This window comes from Parapedobacter pyrenivorans, assembly GCF_014636865.1.
GTDB classification, from domain to species: Bacteria; Bacteroidota; Bacteroidia; order Sphingobacteriales; family Sphingobacteriaceae; genus Parapedobacter; species Parapedobacter pyrenivorans.
Window position 1 is genome coordinate 384,717 of record NZ_BMER01000003.1, and the last position, 19,192, is coordinate 403,908.

Genomic DNA, 19,192 nt, shown 5'->3' on the forward strand with positions numbered 1-19,192 from the left:
ATGGAATTTACGGTTGTTTGTTTTTCGCTTCAACCTCATTTTTATTGAGGTGCAACTTTCTTCTAATCAACGCAATCAATATTGGTGAAAATGAAATAGCAATGAATCCGACGATAATATATTCAATGTAATTGACGATTTGGGGAAATTCACGCCCCAAAAAAAAACCCGACAAGGTAAGTGTCAGCACCCAGATGGCACCACCGGAAATGTTATACAATACAAACTTCCGGAAATCCAATTGCACAATACCCGCCAATATGGGGGCAAATGTACGAATTATTGGCATGAAGCGACCAATAATCAACGCCACCCCACCATATTTGTGATAAAATTCTTCGGCCATGACCACATATCGCCGCTTGAAAAGCCACGTATCCTTACGCTTGAAAAGCATTGGGCCTGTTCGCCATCCAAACCAGTATCCCGTGAAATTACCCAGTACACCCGCCACAAAAAGCCCCATACACAGCGTAAAGATATCCACGCTCAACATGCCCGATGCACAAAAAAGCCCTGCCAAAAACAAGAGGTAATCTCCGGGAAGGAAAAAACCGAAGAAAAGCCCTGTCTCCGCGAAAACGATAAATATAACAAGATAGAAGCCACCAGACCTTATCAATGCTTCAGCATCCAGCAATTGTGAAAATGAATCCCAGAACTCTTGCATAAATATCAGTTACAAACTTACACAAATTGCGCTTATGGCCAAAGCAATTTATGGACGGAAGTAAGTAACAAACCGTGATTACTTATTGGTTATTGCCAAAATCGAATTCTTTATGGCGTCTGCACTTTCCAAAAGCTCTTCCTGGTTAAGTTTAAGTTTCGGCCGACTGAAATTAATGTCGCCTACTTCATTGATTGGGACCAAGTGAATATGCGCATGGGCGACCTCCAATCCCACCACCGCTACTCCAATCCGCTCACAAGGATACACTCGCTTGATCCCTTGTGCAACTATTTTCGCAAATATCCAAAGCCCCATGTATTCTTCATCTCCGATATCAAACAGGTAATCTGTCTCTTGTTTGGGAATAACCAAAACGTGTCCCTTGGCTAAGGGATTGATATCTAAAAAAGCAAGGTAGTCATTACTTTCTGCTACTTTAAATGCCGGAATTTCACCGGATATGATTTTCGAAAATATGGTTGGCATATACTTCTTTTTTTTTAATCTACGTAAATAGTCTGTTTACAAAAATAAAAAACGGCTGTTCTTATTATAGACAGCCGTCGGACAATATTGTTTCAGCATGTGCGGTTATGGCAAACCCGCACATAACCGTCACGCTATTCTATCTGGAAATATCCAGGATTTCCAATTCCACTTGGCCAGCCGGCACCTGTATTTGGGCCTTATCGCCAATTGACTTACCCAGCAACCCTTGTGCTATGGGCGATTTAACTGATATTTTGCCCGCCTTAAGGTCCGCCTCTGTTTCGGACACCAGTTGGTAGGTCATTACGCTTCCGTTCTTTACGTTTTTGAGCTTGACGATAGACAGCGCCAGTACTTTCGATGCATCCAATGTCGATTCGTCAATGACACGTGCGTTGGACAAGCTCTCCTCCAGTTTGGCAATTTTCGCCTCGTGCAACCCTTGAGCATCTTTTGCCGCATCGTACTCCGCGTTTTCCGACAAATCACCTTTGTCACGGGCTTCTGCGATTGCTTTGGCTATCTTCGCCCTACCTTCCGTTTTGAGATACTGCAACTCATCTTTGAGTTTCTCCAATCCCTCTTTGCTGTAATACGTTACTTCTGCCATAATTATGAATTAAAAAAATAAAGTCAAAAAAAGAAGCAAGACCATACCGTCTTAGCGATATGGCCTTGCTCATTCCTACGAAGATAAGCAATGTTTTTCAATAAACCAAAAAAAGATAACGATTAAGGATTATCCACAAATTTATATCCCATTCCCCTTACTGTCTGCAGATAGGCGGGTTTATCGGCATTGAGTTCGATTTTCTTGCGCAAGCGTACAATGTGCATATCCAATGTCCGCGTATTTACATTGGAGCTATAGCCCCACACCACCTGCATCAGCTCATCCCTGCTGATAACCCGCCCCATATTTTGCAGGAAATAAAGCAGGATCCGGTTTTCCAGAATCGTTAGTTCGATCTTCTTACCGTTTCGCACCAATGAATGGATATTCGGATGATGCTCCGTTTCTCCAAATGTGTACAGGTCTGCCGCTTGCGTGTTTATAAAATACTTAATCTTATTTTCAATCATCGCGACCAAGACGTCCATACTAAACGGCTTTGTGATATAATCCGAAACCCCGAAGCTATAGGCATCGATCTTGTCTATATCCTGGGACTTGGCCGTCATCATAATGATGAGGTTTGCAAACCCGTCCTTACGTAAATTGGCACATATCTCAGCACCTTGTTTACCCGGCAGCATCCAATCCAGCAAAACAATGTCGGGCTTTTGTTCCTGTATCAGTTTTTCGGCGTCGTTGCCGTTTCCTGCCTGGATGACCGCGTAATTCTCAGACTCAAGGCGATGAGCAACCAGAAAACGCAGGTTTTCATCGTCTTCGATGATGGCTATTTTAATGTTCTTATACATATCCTGATACAATTTCTTCGTTAAGTTTAAAAATCAAAGCGAAAAGTCACAACCTAGGGCAAGTTAATCAATCTAACGGAAATACAATACTGAAAGTCGTGCCCCGACCCAATTCACTATCAACGCTGATATCTCCACCCATGAAATTCACTAATTCCTTGCAAAATGCCAGCCCGAGGCCTACACTGCCTTGTTGATTATACTGGTTCTGCACGCGATAGAACTTCTTAAAAATATGCACCAATTCTTTTTTTTCAATACCGATACCTTGATCCGAAAAATGCATGATTACTTGCTTTTTTGCTTGCGTCACCTTAATATCCAACACTTTATTGTCTGGCTTGGAATATTTGTATGCATTATCAATCAGGTTTTGAAATATGCTACCCAACAACACTGGATCGACATAAAGCGCCTTTTTCACTTCCACGATGCACTGTATCTGCAAGTCGCGGTACTTGATTTCGGAAGCCGCCAGCACCTTATTACAAAATTCGTGCAAATCGACCTCCTCTCGCTTCATTTTTATCGATTTATTTTCGATTTGTGTAAAGGAAAGCAGCGTATTCATCAGATTATTCAGCTTATCGGCCTCCTCATCCAGTATCTTGCCATAGTGTCTCCGCTCATTATCGGAAAGCTGTTTGGCACTATGGATATTATTGCCCGCTATTTTAATCACGCTCACCGGTGTCTTGAATTCATGGGTCAGATTATTGACGAAATCATATTGCAATTTAAACATGCGCTTATTTACATACAGGTTGCGGTAAATCAAATATGCAATAACCGCCAGCAGCAGGTATATCGTCATCACACCAGCCATGACGGGCAGAAATCGTCTGTTGATCTCGGACTGCAGGAACGGTCGACTTGAGCTCAGGTAAATTTTATAGTCCGCCAATGCGCCCGGCAACGGTGTCTCCGTGGTGAATAAATCCGGATCTGTATCAATGGATTCATAGACCAATGGTTGAATCGCGATATGTTGGTATAATTCGGGGACCGTATTCGTCAGTGATAGCTTATTTGGATTGATAAAGAAGGTCAAGACATCCTGCTCGTAAACGGCATTATGTATATGATGTCCATACATCAGTTCCTTATAGGTTTTCAGATCGTCCCGCCGTGGAATATTCATGTATGATATTTTTCCGGGCGTAACCGAATAAAACACCTTAAAGATGTCATCTTCGAGCAACGCCTTGGCCGTATCGACCCGTTCGATAAAGGCTGCAAATTTCACCGCCATGTTATTGAAGTCATCCGATAAGGATAGTGGTAACTGACTGTTCTGATCGGTTGCAGACGATGGATCCTCGTGGGCGCCGTGGGCACTGAATTGATAAACACCTTTGGGATATACAACCAGGTTATTGGCTGAAAACCCATAGTCGATATGCTCACTATTACTCAACGAAACGTCGTAAAACACAATCCGCTCAACAAACGGATAAGCCCGCAAAATACTATCGGCATATGCGGAAACTCCGGCCGAATCCAGATAGCCTTGGTAAAACGAGATTTCCGGAATACGATTATGGAAAAAGTTATTAAATGGATCGATGTTATATTCCAATACCTCCACTTTTCGGGATGCGAATTCATTTTCGACATAAGTCACGGTCAAGTCGCGGGCAAGGAAAGTGGCCAATACAAATGAGGCAATAACAACGACAATAAAAGCACTAACCAACAGATAGTTTACACGATAGGTGTTGCGCTGTTGTGTCATTTCAGGTATTTATCAAAAAAATCACCCAACGCCTGGTAAAACTGGATGCGGTTGTCTTCATTACGAAAATACCGGCCCTCTTCTTCGCGCAGGATATAAGTGACAGGGATTTTTCGTTTCCTGAGTTTCTGTACAAATTGGTTGGTTTCATTAACGGCACTCCAGCCATCCTTGCCACCCTGTGCAATGAATACGGGTATCTTGATGTGCTCCGAATGGAACACCGGAGACATCGTTTTGATCATATCGGGTTCTACCTCGGGATTGCCGATGATTTCATAGTACATTTGTAGGTAAGGTTTGAGGTGCGGGGGGATTTCCTTAAGGTACGTAAACAGGTTGGTAAACCCCGAATAAGAGGCTGCACATGCATATAGACCCGAATTGAAGCATGCACCATGCAGTGCTGAGTACCCACCAAATCCGGCTCCATAAATACCAATGCGCGCTGAATCAACGATACCTTCGTCAATTAACCATCGCACGCCATCCGTGATATCGTCCTGTATTTTCCCGCCCCATTCCTTAAAACCAGCCGACCAAAATTCTTTTCCATAACCGGTTGATCCTCTATAATTGACCTGGAAAACTGCAAATCCGCGATTTGCAAAAAACTGCACTTCGGGGTTGAATCCCCATTTGCTCCGGGTGCCCGGACCACCATGTGGATACACGATCACCGGTATTTTCCTACCTGCTGCTCCCCTCGGTATCGTCAGATACCCCTGTATTTGCCGACCATCGCGCGCCCGGTATGTGACCGGCTTCATCTCAGCCAACATACAGTCTTTTAAAGCAGGGCTATTGTCCGTCAACTTCACCAGCTCGTCGCTCGACAGATCAAAATAATATATGGCACCTGGATCAGTATCAGTAAACGTACTGACTATAAAACGATTACGAGCCGTATCACGATCTATTATACTCACTTCGTAACCACTCAATTTTTGATCGATTGCGTTATAAACCTGTTCTGTCTGCTTGCTCAGGAAATGGCGTTGTTGTTTCCATGTGGCATACGTAGCATATGCCATCTCACCCCGATCAGTGGAATAGCCGCCATGGTCGATATCGACATCGGGGTTGCTGTAAATCATCCGCACTTCATTGCCCGTTTCCATATCAATTTCCACCAACGCCAACTTGTCTCTATTGATATTGGATAATGCAAAAACATGACTTCGCTTGCCTTCAGAAAATCCCAATGGCATGATGGAATTCCTGAAACTGTTACTCATTACTGGTTTGAATGGCTCTTTCTCGTTGGCACGATACAGCATCGTCTCCTTAACGCTGTCACTAGCTAATGCCAAGCGTAGTTCACCATTTAAATCAGCGAACCACCTGATGATATTTCCCGGATTTTTGGCTACCATTTCCTTCTTACACGCATCTGTACGCAGCCTATAGACATCAAAGACAGAAGAATCCCGCTCATTAAGTGAAATCAAAAAACCATTGTCTATCACCTTCGTAGGCGATATCCATCGTAGCTTTACTGGCGACGGCTGCATCAGATGTCTTACGGCCAGTGTCGTGCGATCGACAGCAAATACTTGAAGGCTATCGCGCCTTTTGTCCTTAGTAAAAATCAGTTCGTCATTATTCGCCCAAAAATAGGTCTGTACACCCAGTTCACTTTCAGATGTAATACGCTGCTCGCTATATCCCTCATCCGGATGTATAATAAATATGTTCTTTTCACCCCGATATAATCCCAAATAAGCAATGTACTTACCGTTGGGCGATATTCGGAAATTTGTCTTCTCCGGCGTAGAAAAAAAATCCGCTACCGGTATAACACGCCCCTTGTGGTTATCGCAGCCGTTCAAACAGCCTGAAATAACCACTACGAAAATCAAATAGATAACACTGCGCACCATAGTAACCATATTCCCTTCACTGATCACTCAAAGGTGAAAAATTTTACCGTAAAAGGCCGTTATGCAACCTTAATTTTACATGCCTAAATATCCTGATTTAACATGGGCTATCCAACAGTTAAAACGGCAAATTTTCGATAGATTGTTTATCTTCGCGCCATGTATTTATACAATGTCACCATCATTGCTGAAAACGACATCCGAGATGCGGTAAAACAATGTATCGATGCGCAGTTTTTCGACCATCCGGATACAACGTCATCCCTTTCTTTGCTCGAAGTACTGGATTCTCCGCATGAAGGCACTACATACTGTATTCAATTACGCACCGAAAACAGCGATGACATTCTAGCGTTCCAAGCGCAGCACTGGAACGTTGTGCAGGAGTTACTCAGCCAACAACACCCGGGTAAAGTACTGTTTTTCGATAGCATGATGAAATACCTCAACAAGTAATCATATGAATTTTATTTCCACCCCTATACCAGATCTTACCGTCATCGAGCCACAAATATGGAAAGACGAGCGCGGTTTTTTCATTGAAACTTATAATGAAAAATCATTCAAAGCACATGGGATTGATGAGACCTTTGTGCAGGACAATCTTTCGTATTCCCAAAAAGGGGTATTGCGCGGTATGCACGCCCAGGCAGGGGAAAACGCCCAAGGCAAATTAGTTAGGGTATTGCGCGGCCGGGTACTGGATGTAGCTGTTGATATACGCCGGGGATCCGAAACGTACGGACAAAGCTTTTCAATTATACTTGATGAATACCAAGCGAAATCCCTGTGGATACCACCGGGCTTTCTGCACGGATTCTTAGCACTCGAAAACGACACAATATTTACTTATAAAGTGACGGGATTTTATGACAGAAGCGGTGAGGTAGGCGTACGATGGAATGACCCGGACCTGAATATCGATTGGCCCATCCGCGAGAAAGAACTGATTGTTTCCGAAAAGGACCGCCAGCTACCGCTGCTCAGCGATATGGCAAACCCCTTTTAAACGGTATTCGCCCACATCAGGATAGTTCCTCGTTGAGCTCATCCTCGTATTTGGGATCGTACTTCACTTTGGGGGTCAGGTAATGTAACAGAATAAGCCTTGAATAGCGAAAGTTGAATGGAGCAAAAATCAGGATAGCCACCATCAACACCCCCAGGTATACCCAAGGAGATTCGCTTTTGGTAAATTGGTACGTGAGCAAACCGATCACGATCACCTGTGCCATCGAGAGCCCATAGCTCACATACATCGCCGCGTAGAAATAGCCGGGCTCAATCTCAAAGCGGAATCCGCAATGGGGGCACACATCATTCATGCGTTGCCTTTTGAAGCTATAGGTATTTCCGACAAACATATGCCCCACTCTACATTTAGGGCATCTGGAAGCCATGACCGCTTTAATTTTGGATGTATGTGACGCGGCCATTGGAAAACTAATTCAGCACGATCGGATCATCGTCCACGTTCACGGTTTTTTTACCCCGATATCGCTTGTACCAAAGCAAACCTACCCCTGCGGTCGCTAAGTATGGAATTGCCAACAGAAACAATATCCCTTTATTGAGGCCCTTTCCTTGTGTATTACCGTTTTCCGTAGCGTTTTCAGCCGTTAGTGTACACATGGCACATTGCGCATCGGCACGATCAGGTATCGCTACCGTCAATGAGGCAACCACTACCATCGCCCCCATAAAGCGCTTGATCTTATTCATAGCACAAAGTTACAACTAATCTATCATATCTACTATTGATCATCGAATAGTTCAAAACGATCCCAGAAACCATCTTTGGGCAATTTAGCAATAATTTCGATGGGTTCCTTCCGGATGGGATGGATAAACGACAGCTTTTTGGCATGCAAACAAATGGATCGCCGTAGGCTCCCACGTGGATAACCATATTTATGGTCTCCTACGATAGGGCATCCCATGGATGCCAATTGGGCACGGATTTGATGGGTGCGTCCTGTCAACGGGTAAACTTCAATGAGGTAATACCCATCCAATTCCCCGAGCAAATGGTAATCTAATTCTGCATAAACCCGGCCCTGGGCAGCTTCAGCATGGGTTTTGGTGATGTTTTGTGTGCGGTCCCGCGAAAGCCAATGTGCCAATTTACCTTCGGGCTCTTGGGGTGGTTTGCGCACCACTGCCCAATAGGTCTTTTGGATTTCCCGATCCTTGAAAAGTTGCTGCATTCGCTCCAATCCCTTACTTGTCTTGGAAAACAGAATCAGCCCGCTTACCGGACGGTCAAGTCGGTGTACCACCCCGACAAAAGCACCGTTGGGCTTATTATATTTTTTTGTCAGGTATTTATTCACCATATCTTCCAGCGGCTCATCGCCACTTGGATCGGCTTGCACAAGGTAACCCGCACGTTTATTTACGGCAAGCAAGTGGTTATCTTCGTAGATGATGTCGTTGTCGGTAATAGGCATAATTCCGTATCTTCACGTTACGTTGCAAAGGTAGCGATTTATGGGGTTACCATCAAATCCACAAATTCGTTTACCGGCATTGCAGCCAATTGATCGATATCCATTGAGGCCTCCAAAATCTGCTGTTGCTGCTTTTCGGGAAATATCCGGGCTAAATTGGTCTTATATTTCTCAATTAATACAGGCATCCCCTCTTCGCGTCGCCGTTTATGGCCTATGGGGTATTCAACGACCAGTTCATCCAACGCCGTGCCGTCGGTAAACGTGATCGTAAGTGCATTTGCAATCGAACGCTTGTTGGGGTCGTGATAATCATGAGTAAATCCGGAATCTTCAACCGTTTCCATTTTAGCCCGCAAGCTATCGATACGGGAATCCGCAGCGACGTTGTCCTCGTAGTCGGCAGCTGTCAAGCGACCGAAGATCAAGGGTACAGCAATCATGTATTGGATGCAATGGTCACGGTCCGCCGGATTATGCAACGGGCCCTTTTTATCGATAATGCGAATGGCGGCTTCATGCGTGCGTATACGGATATGTCGGATATCTTCCGTTGTTTTACCCAATTGCCCGAGTTTGTGATGCAACGCCATGGCTGCTTCCACCGCCGTTTGTGAATGGAATTCGGCGGGAAAGGAGATTTTGAACAATACGTTTTCCATGACATAGGAACCATACTCCCGTTGAAATTTAAATGCGTTGCCTTTAAACAATACATCATAGAATCCCCACGTATTGGCAGTGAGTACCGATGGATATCCCATCTCACCCGTTTTAGCGATCAATGCCAAGCGCACGGCGCGGGAAGTGGCATCTCCGGCAGCCCAGGATTTGCGGCTTCCCGTATTGGGCGTATGTCGATAGGTGCGCAGGGAATGGCCATCAACAAAAGCATGGGATATCGCATTGACGAGCTCATCGCGACCAAGCCCCAATAGCTTACCGACCACTGCAGTGGAAGCTAGCTTTACCAAGATAACGTGATCGAGTCCAACCTTGTTGAACGAGTTTTCCAATGCCATTATACCCTGTATTTCATGCGCACGGATCATGGCGTCCAATACGTCGCGAACGGTTAGGGGCGGCTTGCCATTAGCCACCGCTGTACGCGATAACCAATCGGCTGTTGCCAGTATACCGCCGAGGTTGTCGGAAGGGTGGCCCCATTCTGCAGCCAGCCACGTATCATTGAAATCGAGCCAGCGGATCATCGCCCCGATGTTGAAAGCCGCATGGATAGGATCCAATTGATAAGATGTGCCGGGCACCTTGGCGCCATGTGGCACGATCGTGCCACTCACCACCGGTCCAAGTAATTTGGTGCACGCAGGGTAGGTCAAAGCCTCAAATCCGCACCCCAACGTATCCAGTAGGCAATAATGAGCGGTTTTGAACGCTAATTCACTCGTAATCCGATAATCCAGTACGTAATTTACAATATTGGTAATGACGCTGTCCGTTTCCGGACGCTCGTTTGAGCTATATGATGACATGTATCTAAATTTGTTTACGCTGTATGCCTTGTCGCCTATTGTCCATAACTTTTACAGCCTATCACTGAGCGGAACGAACGACTGCGGCTCTGGCCCGGTATAATTGGCGCTCGGCCGAATAATTTTACCGTCCTGCCGTTGTTCAATGACATGGGCACTCCAGCCTGTTACGCGGGCGATTACAAAAAGTGGTGTAAAAAAGGCAGTCGGTATCCCCATTAGGTGATAGGAAACCGCTGAAAACCAATCCAAATTGGGAAACATTTTTTTCTCCGTCCACAATAAGGTCTCCAATCGCTCAGCAATAACGAACAGGCTTTGGTCACCGGTCTCTTCCGACAGTTGTTGAGCTACCTTTTTAATGACAACGTTGCGTGGATCCGAAATGGAGTATACTGGATGGCCAAAGCCGATGATTACTTCTTTGCGCTCTAGCCGCTGCTTGATATCATCAGCGGCCTCGTCGGCATTGGCATAGCGGCTCTGGATTTCATAGGCAACCTCATTGGCACCGCCGTGCTTAGGCCCCCGCAATGCGCCGATGCTCCCCGTCACGCAAGAATAGATATCCGAACCTGTGCCTGCAATCACCCGACCGGTAAACGTAGACGCGTTGAATTCATGTTCTGCATAAAGGTTTAAGGAAATTGCCATCGCCTTTACCCACGATGCCGAAGGTACTTTACCATGTAGCAGGTGTAAAAAATGCGCACCGATAGATTCGTCATCTGTCTCCACATCGATGCGTTTGCCATGGTGGGCATAATGATACCAATACAGCAATGCGGAAGCATAAGAAGCCAACAGTTTATCGGCAATGTCACGTGCGCCTACGGGATTGTGGTCCTCCCTTTCGGGATAGATGGTACCCAAAATCGACGTATAGGTACGGAGTACATCCATGGGATGCGCTGCGGCGCGGATCTGTTCCAAGGCGTTTTTTGCAATTTGGGGTAACCCGCGTAATGTTCTTAACTTATTCTGGTAGGCCCGCAATTGCGCCTTGTTAGGTAGTCGTTCGTGTATAAGGAGGTAAGCCACTTCTTCAAAAGATGCCCCCTCTGCCAAATCGAGTATATCATATCCCCTGTAGTGCAGGTCGTTGCCACTTCGGCCTACCGTACACAACGCTGTGTTTCCTGCTGCCACGCCAGACAAGGCTACCGATTTTTTGGGTTTAAATCCCATGGATTGACTACTATCGCCCATCGTATTATCGTTTTAATTGTTAGCTAACTGCTAAGCCGGCTTCGACGGTTTAAAACCTATTTCCCGTACAGCTCATCCAGCTTATTCTCAAAATCATGGTAAGCGATACTCTCATATAACTCCGCACGGGTCTGCATTGCATCGAGCACCTGTTGCTGGGTTCCGTCTTGGCGGATATGTTGATAAGCATTCCACGCGGCCCGGTTAGCTGCCCGGAATGCCGACAGTGGATACAGCACCAATGACACGCCTGCACCCGCCAATTCGGAGACCGTCCATAGCGGTGTCATCCCAAATTCCGTAATGTTAGCTAATACCGGGCGACCCGTCGCTTCATGGAAAGCACGGTATTGTGCTAATTCAGTCACCGCTTCCGCAAAGATGAAATCAGCACCGGCTTCGACATAGGCGACCGCCCTTGCAAGCGTTGCTTCCAACCCTTCGTTCGCCAGGGCATCCGTGCGCGCGCCAATAGCAAACTGCTCATCAGTACGTGCGTCTACTGCTGCTTTCAGTCGATCAACCATTTCACCCTGGCTCACCAATTCTTTATTTGGCCGGTGGCCACAACGCTTAGCACCTACCTGGTCTTCCATATGCAAAGCCGCCGCCCCGGCCTTAATCAAGCTCTTAACCGTACGGCTCACATTAAATGCCGAGGGACCAAATCCGGTATCGACGTCAACCAACAGCGGTGTGTTACATACATTGGTTATGCGTTCGACATCAACAAGCACATCCTGCAGGTTGGTAATCCCTAAATCGGGCACGCCCAATGATCCCGCGGCAACCCCGCCCCCTGAAAGGTATATGGCCTTAAAACCTACCTGAGTGGCCAGCAATGCATGATTAGCGTTTATCGCCCCGACAATTTGCAGCGGTTGCTCAGCTTGCAAAGCGGCGCGCCACCGTGCCCCAGCCGAGGATAAGGTCCCGTTCATATTAGATTAATTTGCGAATTTGGTAAATATACGGGATACGATTGAGGTAGACAAGCTACATGATCACGTCTTTATAAACAAGGATGGTATGGTCGGGTAATTCGCCACCGCTTTAGTGAGGCTGGCTACAAAGATTTTCTGAAAGAAAGATTTATGAGGCCTGGCAAATACCAATAAGTCCAGGTTCTCAGACTTGGCTTCCCGGGTTAACGCATTGATGTCAACTTTTTCTACGGCTGTAGCCTTGCATGATACACCCCAGTCGGGATAAGCCGCTTCCACTTTCCGTTGCCATCGCTCCAATTCCTTGTCGGGCGCCTTTTCCCCTTCTTTGTAAAAATGAAGCATGGATAGGTGCGGCCGAAGGTTAAGCGCCCGCTGAAAAACCATCAATGCGTCCAACTCGTGATCATCGTAAGCCGTGAAAAAGCCTACACGCTGAAATGAAAAATCCGGCGTATCAATAGGCACCACCAATACGGGTACCGGCGACTTCTTGATTACCTCATATGTCGTGCTGCCCAAGATGCTTTCCGTGATATTCGTAGCGCCTTTTGTACCCATCACAACCAGGGAGTTCTCATTTCTTTTGAGTTTATCCACTACGATATCGATCATGAATCCCTTGAGGCACTCTCCTTCGATTTCGACCTGGGGGAATTGCTCGCTGAGGTTCTCCACCAGGGTTCTCATGGCTTCCGCTGATTCGGTTTCCGCCCATTTGATTTGCTTTACACTATTGCCCTCTTCGCCGTAACCCGCGTACAATGCGATGTATACGTGCAGCAATTGCACTTTTTGCTTCGATTCATTCGCCAATGCGCAGGCGTATTCTGCGGCTACAAAAGCGTTCTCTGAAAAATCAGTGGGGACTAATATCGTTTTCATGAATTTTTTTACTTTAAACTTGGCTTAAAACGCACTTACAAAGGCAAACTTACATAAATGAAATATAAAATACATTATTGACTATCAGGTAATCGTCACCTTATCGTTTACCTAAACAAATACACATTACCGATGTTATCCAATTAGACATAAAGTTCATTGCCAAATTAGGATGACTATGGTACGAGAGAAATTCAGGGAGTGTATCGCCGCATGTTACCGCTGTGCCGACGCGTGCGACCATTGTGCAACATCATGCTTACAGGAAGATGATATAGCGGCTATGGTCACCTGCATCCATTTAGATCGATTTTGCGCTGAAGTATGCCGTATGGCCGCTTCATTCATGGCGAAGACCAGCGGAACGGGACATGAAGGATATGTAGCTAAGCTCTGTGAGCTTTGTGCCCAAATTTGCAATGACTGCGCGGACGAATGCGAGAAACATCACCACGATCACTGCAAAGCCTGCGCCCAAGCGTGCCGGGAATGTGCCGAAGCATGTCGGAAAATGACGGTGTGAGCTGTTATCCCCAACCGGTTGTGAATCCATGCGCGTCAAGCACATCTTGCGGCACACCATCCCATACCCCGGGGCGATTCCCCACATAGCCGATGTCTTTTACTCCTATCTCGCTGGTGAAGAAGCCCGAAGCCGTAAGATTGCGCATAAGGCTAAAGAAAGCCACTCCCGGTCCCATCTCCGGTTTGGCCTTGGCTGGATAAGCGATTTCATCCACCAATTGCAGCTGCTGCTTTTCTTCGCATCTTGCAAATACATTGCTGTACCGCTGCTGGCTCTGTACATCCAACCATTTGAGTCCACCCCGCATCGGCGTCTGATAGGCCGGGATATCCTTCACCATGAATTCGATGAACACCGGCACTCCGGCATCCGAAGCGCTGCCCGAAATTCCATCTGCCGGAATAATGATATCTGCCAATACCGTTAGCGTGGCCAATTCATGCTCCGTAAAAAATTGCTCTTCCGACAGGCGCCCATTCCGTTCATGCTCTGCGTCTGTCACACCAGGGAGCTTCTCCCCCCCTGCGGCGGCTTCCTTTTTGGTGTTTGTTTTCGGGCCGCAGGAATCAAGCAACAGCGCACCGCCCGCTGCCGCTAAACCAAGTGCCTTGATAGAATCTCTTCTGTTCATATCGTAGGGATCGTCTTATTATTAGATATTCAGTTTACTGCGCTGATCGAGCATGTAATCGGCTGACCGCATCGAGAGCGCGAGAATCGTCCATGTAAGGTTCTTGTCGCCCTGCTGTACAAATGGGCCGGCGTCCACCACAAAGAGGTTCTGGCAGTCATGCGCCTGCCCCCATTTATTTAGCACCGATGTCCGCGGATCGTCGCCCATCCGCGTGGTACCGCCCTCATGTATAATTTTGCCGGGGGCTTCCAAGCCGTAGGAAGTCTCGGGTCCCGGCATCGCGGAAGTAACGATCGCCCCCATCTCGTGCAAGATTTCCCTGAATGTCTCCTGCATATGTTTTGCCTGGGCCACTTCTTCCGTGGCCCACTTATAATGGAAACGCAGCACCGGGATACCATATTTGTCTACACGCGTGGGGTCTATTTCGCAGTAGTTATCGTGCCGCGCTAGGGCTGTACCCCTACCCGCCATACCTACACTGGCTCCGTAGAACCGACGATAATCCGTTTTCAATGATGCTCCGTAGCCGCCCTGTTCGCGTTGCTGCCCATCTTGAGTAGGCACCAAATGATTGACCGCCGGCACCCAATCCGTGAACCCATAAGAAGGCATACGCATGCCTCCGCCGTATTCGATATGGTATCCGCGTGGGAAACCCAATTTTTGATTGTCTCCCCACCATGGAGAATAAATGTGCACACTGCCCACCCCGTCTTCATTATACCGTTTCCTATCCAGCAATTGCGGGAGAAACCCACCGGCACTAGCCCCAGTGGAGTCATGCAGGTATCGCCCTACCAAGCCACTGCTATTGCCAATACCGCCCGGATGCGCCGATGACCGGGAGTTGAGCATCAAGCGAGCACTCTCACAGGCACTGGCACCCAACACCACGAGCTTGCCCCGTACCGTATGCTCCTGCAGGTTCTGCGTGTCTACATAGGAGACCCCTGTAGCGCGTCCCTCATCGTCGGTGAGTACCTCACGCACCATCGCGTTGTCAATCACCGTGAGGTTTCCTGTCTTCATTGCTGGCATGACCAAGCAGGACGAAGACGAAAAATCGCCGTAAACCCGGCATGCACGACCGCACTGCCCACAATAAAAACAGGTACCACGTCCCTCCACACCCGGAAGTGCTTCGGTAAGCACCGATCCACGACCAGCAATCACCGGGACCCCGGCTTTTTCTGCACCACGCTTAATATAGAGCTCGTTGAGCCGTGGCTTCGGTGGTTTCAGAAATATACCGTCCGGCTCATTGCGGATGCCTTCCACCGTGCCATATATCCCCACCATCCGGTCTACCCGGTCATAGTAAGGTTTCACCTCTTCGTACGTGATCGGCCACTCGGTCGTCACCCCATCCGTCGGCTTGAAATCATCCGGGCCCATCCGCAACGAGATGCGCCCCCAATGGTTGGTTCGCCCCCCCAGCATCCGCGCACGGAACCACTCGAACTCGGTACCTGCCGCTCGTGTGTATGGCTCACCATCCAATTCCCATCCACCGTAAGCGGCATCGAAATCGCCGAACGGCCGGATGGTACTTGCGCCGCGCCGCGGCGACTCCCACGGCCACCGCAATTGAAGCGTGTCTTTAGCTGGATCGAAAAAAGGGCCCGCCTCCAGCATCAGCACCTTTAGCCCCGCATGGGCAAGCACATAGCCCGCCATCCCTCCGCCAGCGCCGGATCCCACCACTATTGCGTCATATACCGTGGGACTCTCCTTGATTTGATAAGAAATCATTATTATTGGTTTATACTTTTACTATGCTCAGTCGATTAGCGCGCAGCTTATTACCACCACTATCAGTTGCCAAATATAAAATTTTATTGACAACTAACCACAAAGAAATTGCTAAAACGATTATGCTATGAAAAACGGTGACGGTTTGATAGGAAGTCAAAAATTTGTTAACTTTAACGTATATGCATCAGCAATCCACGAAAGGAATTGAGCAAGTTTCGGATTTTATGGGCCAACAGTATCGTTTATTTTTGTGAGCATAAAATCAATATAACATGAATGAGCAAGAAATCATCAATTACAATCGTGTAGCCGATGCGATCGATTATATCAAACAACACTTCAGGGAGCAGCCCACCCTTGATGAAATTGCTGAACGCGTACATCTCAGCCCTTATCACTTTCAGCGCCTTTTTACGGAATGGGCAGGTACAAGCCCTAAAAAATTTCTGCAATACACGAGCGTGGAACATGCCAAACGATTGCTTAAGGAACGGCAGGCCACACTTTTCGAGACAGCAATTGAAACAGGCCTTTCTGGGCCAAGCCGGTTGCACGACCTATTTATCAGTATCGAGGGGATGACTCCCGCCGCTTACAAAAATGGTGGAAAAAGCCTCTCTATCCATTACAGCTTTGCCGAAAGTCCTTTTGGGAATCTGATCATCGCCTCTACCAACAAAGGAATCTGTCATATGGCATTTTGCGACGATCAACAAATCGCCTTGGAAAACCTGACCCGTAAATTTCCGGACGCGGCATTTAGCTGTGAGCTGGATTTAATGCAACAACATGCGCTGTTCATTTTCCGAAATGACCAAAACCGACTTCATGATATCAAACTGCACTTGAAAGGCACGGATTTCCAACTAAAAGTATGGGAGGCATTGCTAAAAATTCCAATGGGGCGGCTTTCTACCTACGGGGCCATTGCGGAAGAAATAGGGACCCCAACGGCCTCTAGAGCCGTCGGAACCGCGATCGGCAGCAATCCGGTAGCATTTTTAATTCCTTGCCACCGCGTTATCCAATCTACAGGAAATGTAGGCGGTTACCTTTGGGGCAGTACACGAAAAACGGCTATCATCGGTTGGGAAAGCGCCAAAGCGGATCACCTATACGCATTAAACTTATGATCACACATCTGGCCAACCCGGATCGTCAACTAGCGGCAGACATCAGGGCAGGTAGCATTACCTTCGCGGGAAACAAACGGATGAAAATCTTCGGCACCCTCCGCTGCGCACAAGGTAAGCGGATGAAACGGGAAAACCGGATTTTCTTCCAATCGATCGATGAAGCAATAAACGAGGGTTACAGACCATGTGGACATTGTATGAACGTCGCTTATCACAAATGGAAAATGGATTTATTCAACAATAACATAGATGAGACCCGCAACTTACTGCCCCAAGACGGGACGGTGAATTATTATGGCAATATCTTATCGCCCAAAGCAGCTGACCGGTACCTGGATTACCTGCTCGCGTCCATCCCGTGGCAGCACGATGAAGCGGTTATCTTTGGCAAGCATTACCTGACAAAAAGGAAGGTAGCTTGGTATGCCGACATGCCCTATGAATACACCTATTCCAAAGTAACAAAGCGCGCAGTGGTATGGACCGCGGAATTGCTGGAACTGAAGGCGATTGTGGAGCAAAAAACCGGGGAACGTTTCAACTCCTGCCTACTAAACCTCTATCATGATGGCAATGAGGGCATGGCGTGGCATAGCGACGGCGAAAAGGATCTCATGAAAGACGGAGCAATCGCCTCACTAAGTCTCGGTGCAGAACGGAAATTTGCCTTTCGGCATAAACAGACCAAAGAAACGATTTCGCTGATGCTACCGCACGGCAGTCTTCTTGTTATGAAAGATACGACACAGACGCATTGGCTTCACCGCCTCCCGCCAACCACTACGGTTAAGCGGCCAAGGGTGAATCTTACGTTCCGGATGATGCTCCGTTAGGAAATTCCCTTCAGGGAATCCGCTAATTTGGCAACGGCTATAGCGCGGTGACTGATGGCATTCTTCTCAATCGATGTCATTTGAGCAAAGGTTTTGTCATAACCGGATGGAGTAAATAACGGGTCATAGCCAAAGCCACCTTCGCCTTGGCGTTCAAAACCGATTTCACCTGCTACGGTTCCTTCAAAAAAGTATTCCTTTCCCCCTATACGCAGGGAAATCACCGTGCGGAAACGGGCTCTGCGGTCGGAATGACTGCCTAGCCGTTGAAGCAATAGGTCAATATTTCTTTCCATATCCCTGGTTCCCGAATAACGGGCGGAGTATACACCGGGTTCGTTACCCAAAGCCAATACTTCCAATCCTGAATCATCGGCAAAGCAGTCGTGCCCGTAGCGCTCATACAGGTAGCCGCTCTTTTGGGAGGCGTTTGCCTCAAACGTATCTCCGGTTTCGGGAATATCCTCTGCACATCCGATATCAGCCAGTGTTATAATACGGAAGCTACTTCCCACCACCGCCTGCACTTCTTCCAGCTTGTGTGCATTATTGGTTGCAAATACCAATTGAATCATAACAACAACGTTTTTATCGTGGTCCAAAAAACACGTTTCTTTTCGGCATCGGTCAGCATCTCATCAAACGAATGGGTAGGGAATACAATAATGCCCTGCTGCTCCGGCCAAACGAGGGATGCGCCAAGACTGACGACGACCTTTGGTTTGAAAAATAAGGAAAGGTCATCAACGGATGGAGCTTCCGTCAGCTTAGCCAAATTCAAAACCGCTACGTCATCCATAGTCAGTTTCAACGCGGCCAGGGTTTTGATAAATGCATCCATCGCGGTTCCCGACATCCATTCATTTTGCCGATCTTGCGTTAGAAACAAATAATTCCGCTGGTTTTGGCCACAAAAAGAAAAACGCGGCACCTGCTTTGGCTCCCCGAGAAATTCGGCTTCCCGGGCAGGTGGCTCAACCGCATTTATTGCGTTGTGTGCTACGTCGAAAATCGTCTCCGTCATCAAATAGCGCAGAGCGATTGGATCAGACGTATTTATTTTAGCTGGCAACGACGCCTCCATGTCTTTTAATTCTCAAATCAACATTACCTCAAATC

The 19,192-nt window shown here is 47.3% G+C and carries 22 protein-coding genes; 5 read left to right on the plus strand and 17 right to left on the minus strand.

Annotated elements, in window-relative coordinates; translation table 11 throughout:
* Positions 1–7: 7 nt before the first annotated feature.
* The 6 genes from IEV98_RS16475 to IEV98_RS16500 form a co-directional block, all read right to left on the minus strand.
* Positions 8–670 carry a DedA family protein gene (locus IEV98_RS16475; RefSeq protein ID WP_188507112.1) on the minus strand — a complete coding sequence of 221 codons (663 nt, stop codon included), beginning with the start codon at positions 668–670 and terminating at the stop codon, positions 8–10.
* Positions 671–748: 78 nt separating this feature from the next.
* A complete protein-coding gene (locus IEV98_RS16480; RefSeq protein ID WP_188507113.1) occupies positions 749–1,159 on the minus strand; it encodes an HIT family protein in 411 nt (136 codons plus the stop codon).
* Positions 1,160–1,298: 139 nt separating this feature from the next.
* The gene (gene greA / locus IEV98_RS16485; protein WP_188507114.1) at positions 1,299–1,772 is read right to left on the minus strand and encodes a transcription elongation factor GreA; all 474 of its coding nucleotides are present in this window, start codon (positions 1,770–1,772) and stop codon (positions 1,299–1,301) included.
* A gap of 122 nt (positions 1,773–1,894) precedes the next feature.
* Positions 1,895–2,587 carry a response regulator transcription factor gene (locus tag IEV98_RS16490; RefSeq protein ID WP_188507115.1) on the minus strand — a complete coding sequence of 231 codons (693 nt, stop codon included), beginning with the start codon at positions 2,585–2,587 and terminating at the stop codon, positions 1,895–1,897.
* Between the two features lie 67 nt (positions 2,588–2,654).
* A complete protein-coding gene (locus IEV98_RS16495) occupies positions 2,655–4,322 on the minus strand; it encodes a sensor histidine kinase (RefSeq protein ID WP_188507116.1) in 1,668 nt (555 codons plus the stop codon).
* A complete protein-coding gene (locus tag IEV98_RS16500; protein ID WP_188507117.1) occupies positions 4,319–6,214 on the minus strand; it encodes a S9 family peptidase in 1,896 nt (631 codons plus the stop codon). The genes IEV98_RS16495 and IEV98_RS16500 overlap by 4 nt, the downstream gene beginning before the upstream one ends.
* Before the next feature lie 150 nt (positions 6,215–6,364).
* Here IEV98_RS16500 and IEV98_RS16505 point away from each other — a divergent pair, with 150 nt between their 5' ends.
* Entirely contained in the window at positions 6,365–6,661 is a 297-nt protein-coding gene (locus IEV98_RS16505; RefSeq protein WP_188507118.1) for a DUF4286 family protein, read from the plus strand.
* Positions 6,662–6,665: 4 nt separating this feature from the next.
* On the plus strand, positions 6,666–7,214 hold the full coding sequence (rfbC, locus tag IEV98_RS16510) for a dTDP-4-dehydrorhamnose 3,5-epimerase (protein WP_188507119.1): 549 nt from the start codon (positions 6,666–6,668) through the stop codon (positions 7,212–7,214).
* A 16-nt stretch (positions 7,215–7,230) separates the two neighbouring features.
* Here rfbC and IEV98_RS16515 read toward each other — a convergent pair whose 3' ends face one another.
* The 7 genes from IEV98_RS16515 to IEV98_RS16545 all read right to left on the minus strand — a co-directional run bounded on the left by IEV98_RS16515 (position 7,231) and on the right by IEV98_RS16545 (position 13,186).
* Positions 7,231–7,530: a DUF983 domain-containing protein gene (locus IEV98_RS16515; protein ID WP_307726863.1), complete on the minus strand. Its 300-nt coding sequence runs from the start codon at positions 7,528–7,530 to the stop codon at positions 7,231–7,233.
* A 118-nt stretch (positions 7,531–7,648) separates the two neighbouring features.
* Positions 7,649–7,927 carry a CAMCR motif-containing small membrane protein gene (locus tag IEV98_RS16520; protein WP_229738800.1) on the minus strand — a complete coding sequence of 93 codons (279 nt, stop codon included), beginning with the start codon at positions 7,925–7,927 and terminating at the stop codon, positions 7,649–7,651.
* A gap of 32 nt (positions 7,928–7,959) precedes the next feature.
* Positions 7,960–8,655: an RluA family pseudouridine synthase gene (locus tag IEV98_RS16525; protein WP_188507121.1), complete on the minus strand. Its 696-nt coding sequence runs from the start codon at positions 8,653–8,655 to the stop codon at positions 7,960–7,962.
* Positions 8,656–8,693: 38 nt separating this feature from the next.
* Entirely contained in the window at positions 8,694–10,148 is a 1,455-nt protein-coding gene (locus IEV98_RS16530; protein WP_188507122.1) for a bifunctional 2-methylcitrate dehydratase/aconitate hydratase, read from the minus strand.
* A gap of 51 nt (positions 10,149–10,199) precedes the next feature.
* On the minus strand, positions 10,200–11,357 hold the full coding sequence (prpC, locus tag IEV98_RS16535; RefSeq protein WP_188507123.1) for a bifunctional 2-methylcitrate synthase/citrate synthase: 1,158 nt from the start codon (positions 11,355–11,357) through the stop codon (positions 10,200–10,202).
* Positions 11,358–11,413: 56 nt separating this feature from the next.
* Positions 11,414–12,298, minus strand: a complete 885-nt coding sequence (prpB, locus tag IEV98_RS16540) for a methylisocitrate lyase (protein ID WP_188507124.1) — start codon at positions 12,296–12,298, stop codon at positions 11,414–11,416.
* A gap of 63 nt (positions 12,299–12,361) precedes the next feature.
* Entirely contained in the window at positions 12,362–13,186 is an 825-nt protein-coding gene (locus IEV98_RS16545) for a universal stress protein (RefSeq protein ID WP_188507125.1), read from the minus strand.
* 178 nt (positions 13,187–13,364) lie between these two features.
* On the opposite strand from IEV98_RS16545, the gene IEV98_RS24805 reads away from it, so the two are divergent.
* Positions 13,365–13,709 (plus strand): four-helix bundle copper-binding protein, encoded by a 345-nt coding sequence (locus tag IEV98_RS24805; RefSeq protein WP_188507126.1) that lies wholly within the window; start codon positions 13,365–13,367, stop codon positions 13,707–13,709.
* A 4-nt stretch (positions 13,710–13,713) separates the two neighbouring features.
* On the opposite strand, the gene IEV98_RS16555 is transcribed toward IEV98_RS24805, so the two are convergent.
* Both IEV98_RS16555 and IEV98_RS16560 read right to left on the minus strand, forming a co-directional pair.
* On the minus strand, positions 13,714–14,343 hold the full coding sequence (locus tag IEV98_RS16555; protein ID WP_188507127.1) for a gluconate 2-dehydrogenase subunit 3 family protein: 630 nt from the start codon (positions 14,341–14,343) through the stop codon (positions 13,714–13,716).
* Between the two features lie 21 nt (positions 14,344–14,364).
* The gene (locus IEV98_RS16560) at positions 14,365–16,101 is read right to left on the minus strand and encodes a GMC family oxidoreductase (RefSeq protein ID WP_188507128.1); all 1,737 of its coding nucleotides are present in this window, start codon (positions 16,099–16,101) and stop codon (positions 14,365–14,367) included.
* A 275-nt stretch (positions 16,102–16,376) separates the two neighbouring features.
* On the opposite strand from IEV98_RS16560, the gene IEV98_RS16565 reads away from it, so the two are divergent.
* Together IEV98_RS16565 and IEV98_RS16570 are read left to right on the plus strand one after the other, a co-directional pair.
* On the plus strand, positions 16,377–17,237 hold the full coding sequence (locus IEV98_RS16565) for a methylated-DNA--[protein]-cysteine S-methyltransferase (protein WP_188507129.1): 861 nt from the start codon (positions 16,377–16,379) through the stop codon (positions 17,235–17,237).
* Positions 17,234–18,073: an alpha-ketoglutarate-dependent dioxygenase AlkB gene (locus IEV98_RS16570; protein ID WP_188507130.1), complete on the plus strand. Its 840-nt coding sequence runs from the start codon at positions 17,234–17,236 to the stop codon at positions 18,071–18,073. Before IEV98_RS16565 ends, IEV98_RS16570 begins: the two co-directional genes overlap by 4 nt.
* On the opposite strand, the gene rdgB is transcribed toward IEV98_RS16570, so the two are convergent.
* Both rdgB and IEV98_RS16580 read right to left on the minus strand, forming a co-directional pair.
* Positions 18,070–18,648, minus strand: coding sequence for an RdgB/HAM1 family non-canonical purine NTP pyrophosphatase (gene rdgB, locus IEV98_RS16575; protein ID WP_188507131.1), 579 nt, complete (start codon positions 18,646–18,648; stop codon positions 18,070–18,072). The genes IEV98_RS16570 and rdgB overlap by 4 nt on opposite strands.
* Positions 18,645–19,157 carry a hypothetical protein gene (locus tag IEV98_RS16580; protein WP_188507132.1) on the minus strand — a complete coding sequence of 171 codons (513 nt, stop codon included), beginning with the start codon at positions 19,155–19,157 and terminating at the stop codon, positions 18,645–18,647. Before IEV98_RS16580 ends, rdgB begins: the two co-directional genes overlap by 4 nt.
* Positions 19,158–19,192: the final 35 nt, after the last annotated feature.

What these genes read in the sequence shown, in the direction of transcription:
- IEV98_RS16490 (WP_188507115.1), bottom strand. Translation starts at nt 2,587, where the DNA reads ATGTATAAGAACATTAAAATAGCCATCATCGAAGACGATGAAAACCTG.
- IEV98_RS16560 (WP_188507128.1), bottom strand. Translation starts at nt 16,101, where the DNA reads ATGATTTCTTATCAAATCAAGGAGAGTCCCACGGTATATGACGCAATA.
- IEV98_RS16570 (WP_188507130.1), top strand. Translation starts at nt 17,234, where the DNA reads ATGATCACACATCTGGCCAACCCGGATCGTCAACTAGCGGCAGACATC.
- IEV98_RS16555 (WP_188507127.1), bottom strand. Translation starts at nt 14,343, where the DNA reads ATGAACAGAAGAGATTCTATCAAGGCACTTGGTTTAGCGGCAGCGGGC.
- IEV98_RS16500 (WP_188507117.1), bottom strand. Translation starts at nt 6,214, where the DNA reads ATGGTTACTATGGTGCGCAGTGTTATCTATTTGATTTTCGTAGTGGTT.
- IEV98_RS16545 (WP_188507125.1), bottom strand. Translation starts at nt 13,186, where the DNA reads ATGAAAACGATATTAGTCCCCACTGATTTTTCAGAGAACGCTTTTGTA.
- IEV98_RS24805 (WP_188507126.1), top strand. Translation starts at nt 13,365, where the DNA reads ATGGTACGAGAGAAATTCAGGGAGTGTATCGCCGCATGTTACCGCTGT.
- IEV98_RS16580 (WP_188507132.1), bottom strand. Translation starts at nt 19,157, where the DNA reads ATGGAGGCGTCGTTGCCAGCTAAAATAAATACGTCTGATCCAATCGCT.
- IEV98_RS16480 (WP_188507113.1), bottom strand. Translation starts at nt 1,159, where the DNA reads ATGCCAACCATATTTTCGAAAATCATATCCGGTGAAATTCCGGCATTT.
- IEV98_RS16505 (WP_188507118.1), top strand. Translation starts at nt 6,365, where the DNA reads ATGTATTTATACAATGTCACCATCATTGCTGAAAACGACATCCGAGAT.
- prpC (WP_188507123.1), bottom strand. Translation starts at nt 11,357, where the DNA reads ATGGGCGATAGTAGTCAATCCATGGGATTTAAACCCAAAAAATCGGTA.
- IEV98_RS16530 (WP_188507122.1), bottom strand. Translation starts at nt 10,148, where the DNA reads ATGTCATCATATAGCTCAAACGAGCGTCCGGAAACGGACAGCGTCATT.
- IEV98_RS16475 (WP_188507112.1), bottom strand. Translation starts at nt 670, where the DNA reads ATGCAAGAGTTCTGGGATTCATTTTCACAATTGCTGGATGCTGAAGCA.
- IEV98_RS16515 (WP_307726863.1), bottom strand. Translation starts at nt 7,530, where the DNA reads ATGAATGATGTGTGCCCCCATTGCGGATTCCGCTTTGAGATTGAGCCC.
- prpB (WP_188507124.1), bottom strand. Translation starts at nt 12,298, where the DNA reads ATGAACGGGACCTTATCCTCGGCTGGGGCACGGTGGCGCGCCGCTTTG.
- IEV98_RS16495 (WP_188507116.1), bottom strand. Translation starts at nt 4,322, where the DNA reads ATGACACAACAGCGCAACACCTATCGTGTAAACTATCTGTTGGTTAGT.
- rdgB (WP_188507131.1), bottom strand. Translation starts at nt 18,648, where the DNA reads ATGATTCAATTGGTATTTGCAACCAATAATGCACACAAGCTGGAAGAA.
- greA (WP_188507114.1), bottom strand. Translation starts at nt 1,772, where the DNA reads ATGGCAGAAGTAACGTATTACAGCAAAGAGGGATTGGAGAAACTCAAA.
- IEV98_RS16565 (WP_188507129.1), top strand. Translation starts at nt 16,377, where the DNA reads ATGAATGAGCAAGAAATCATCAATTACAATCGTGTAGCCGATGCGATC.
- IEV98_RS16525 (WP_188507121.1), bottom strand. Translation starts at nt 8,655, where the DNA reads ATGCCTATTACCGACAACGACATCATCTACGAAGATAACCACTTGCTT.
- IEV98_RS16520 (WP_229738800.1), bottom strand. Translation starts at nt 7,927, where the DNA reads ATGAATAAGATCAAGCGCTTTATGGGGGCGATGGTAGTGGTTGCCTCA.
- rfbC (WP_188507119.1), top strand. Translation starts at nt 6,666, where the DNA reads ATGAATTTTATTTCCACCCCTATACCAGATCTTACCGTCATCGAGCCA.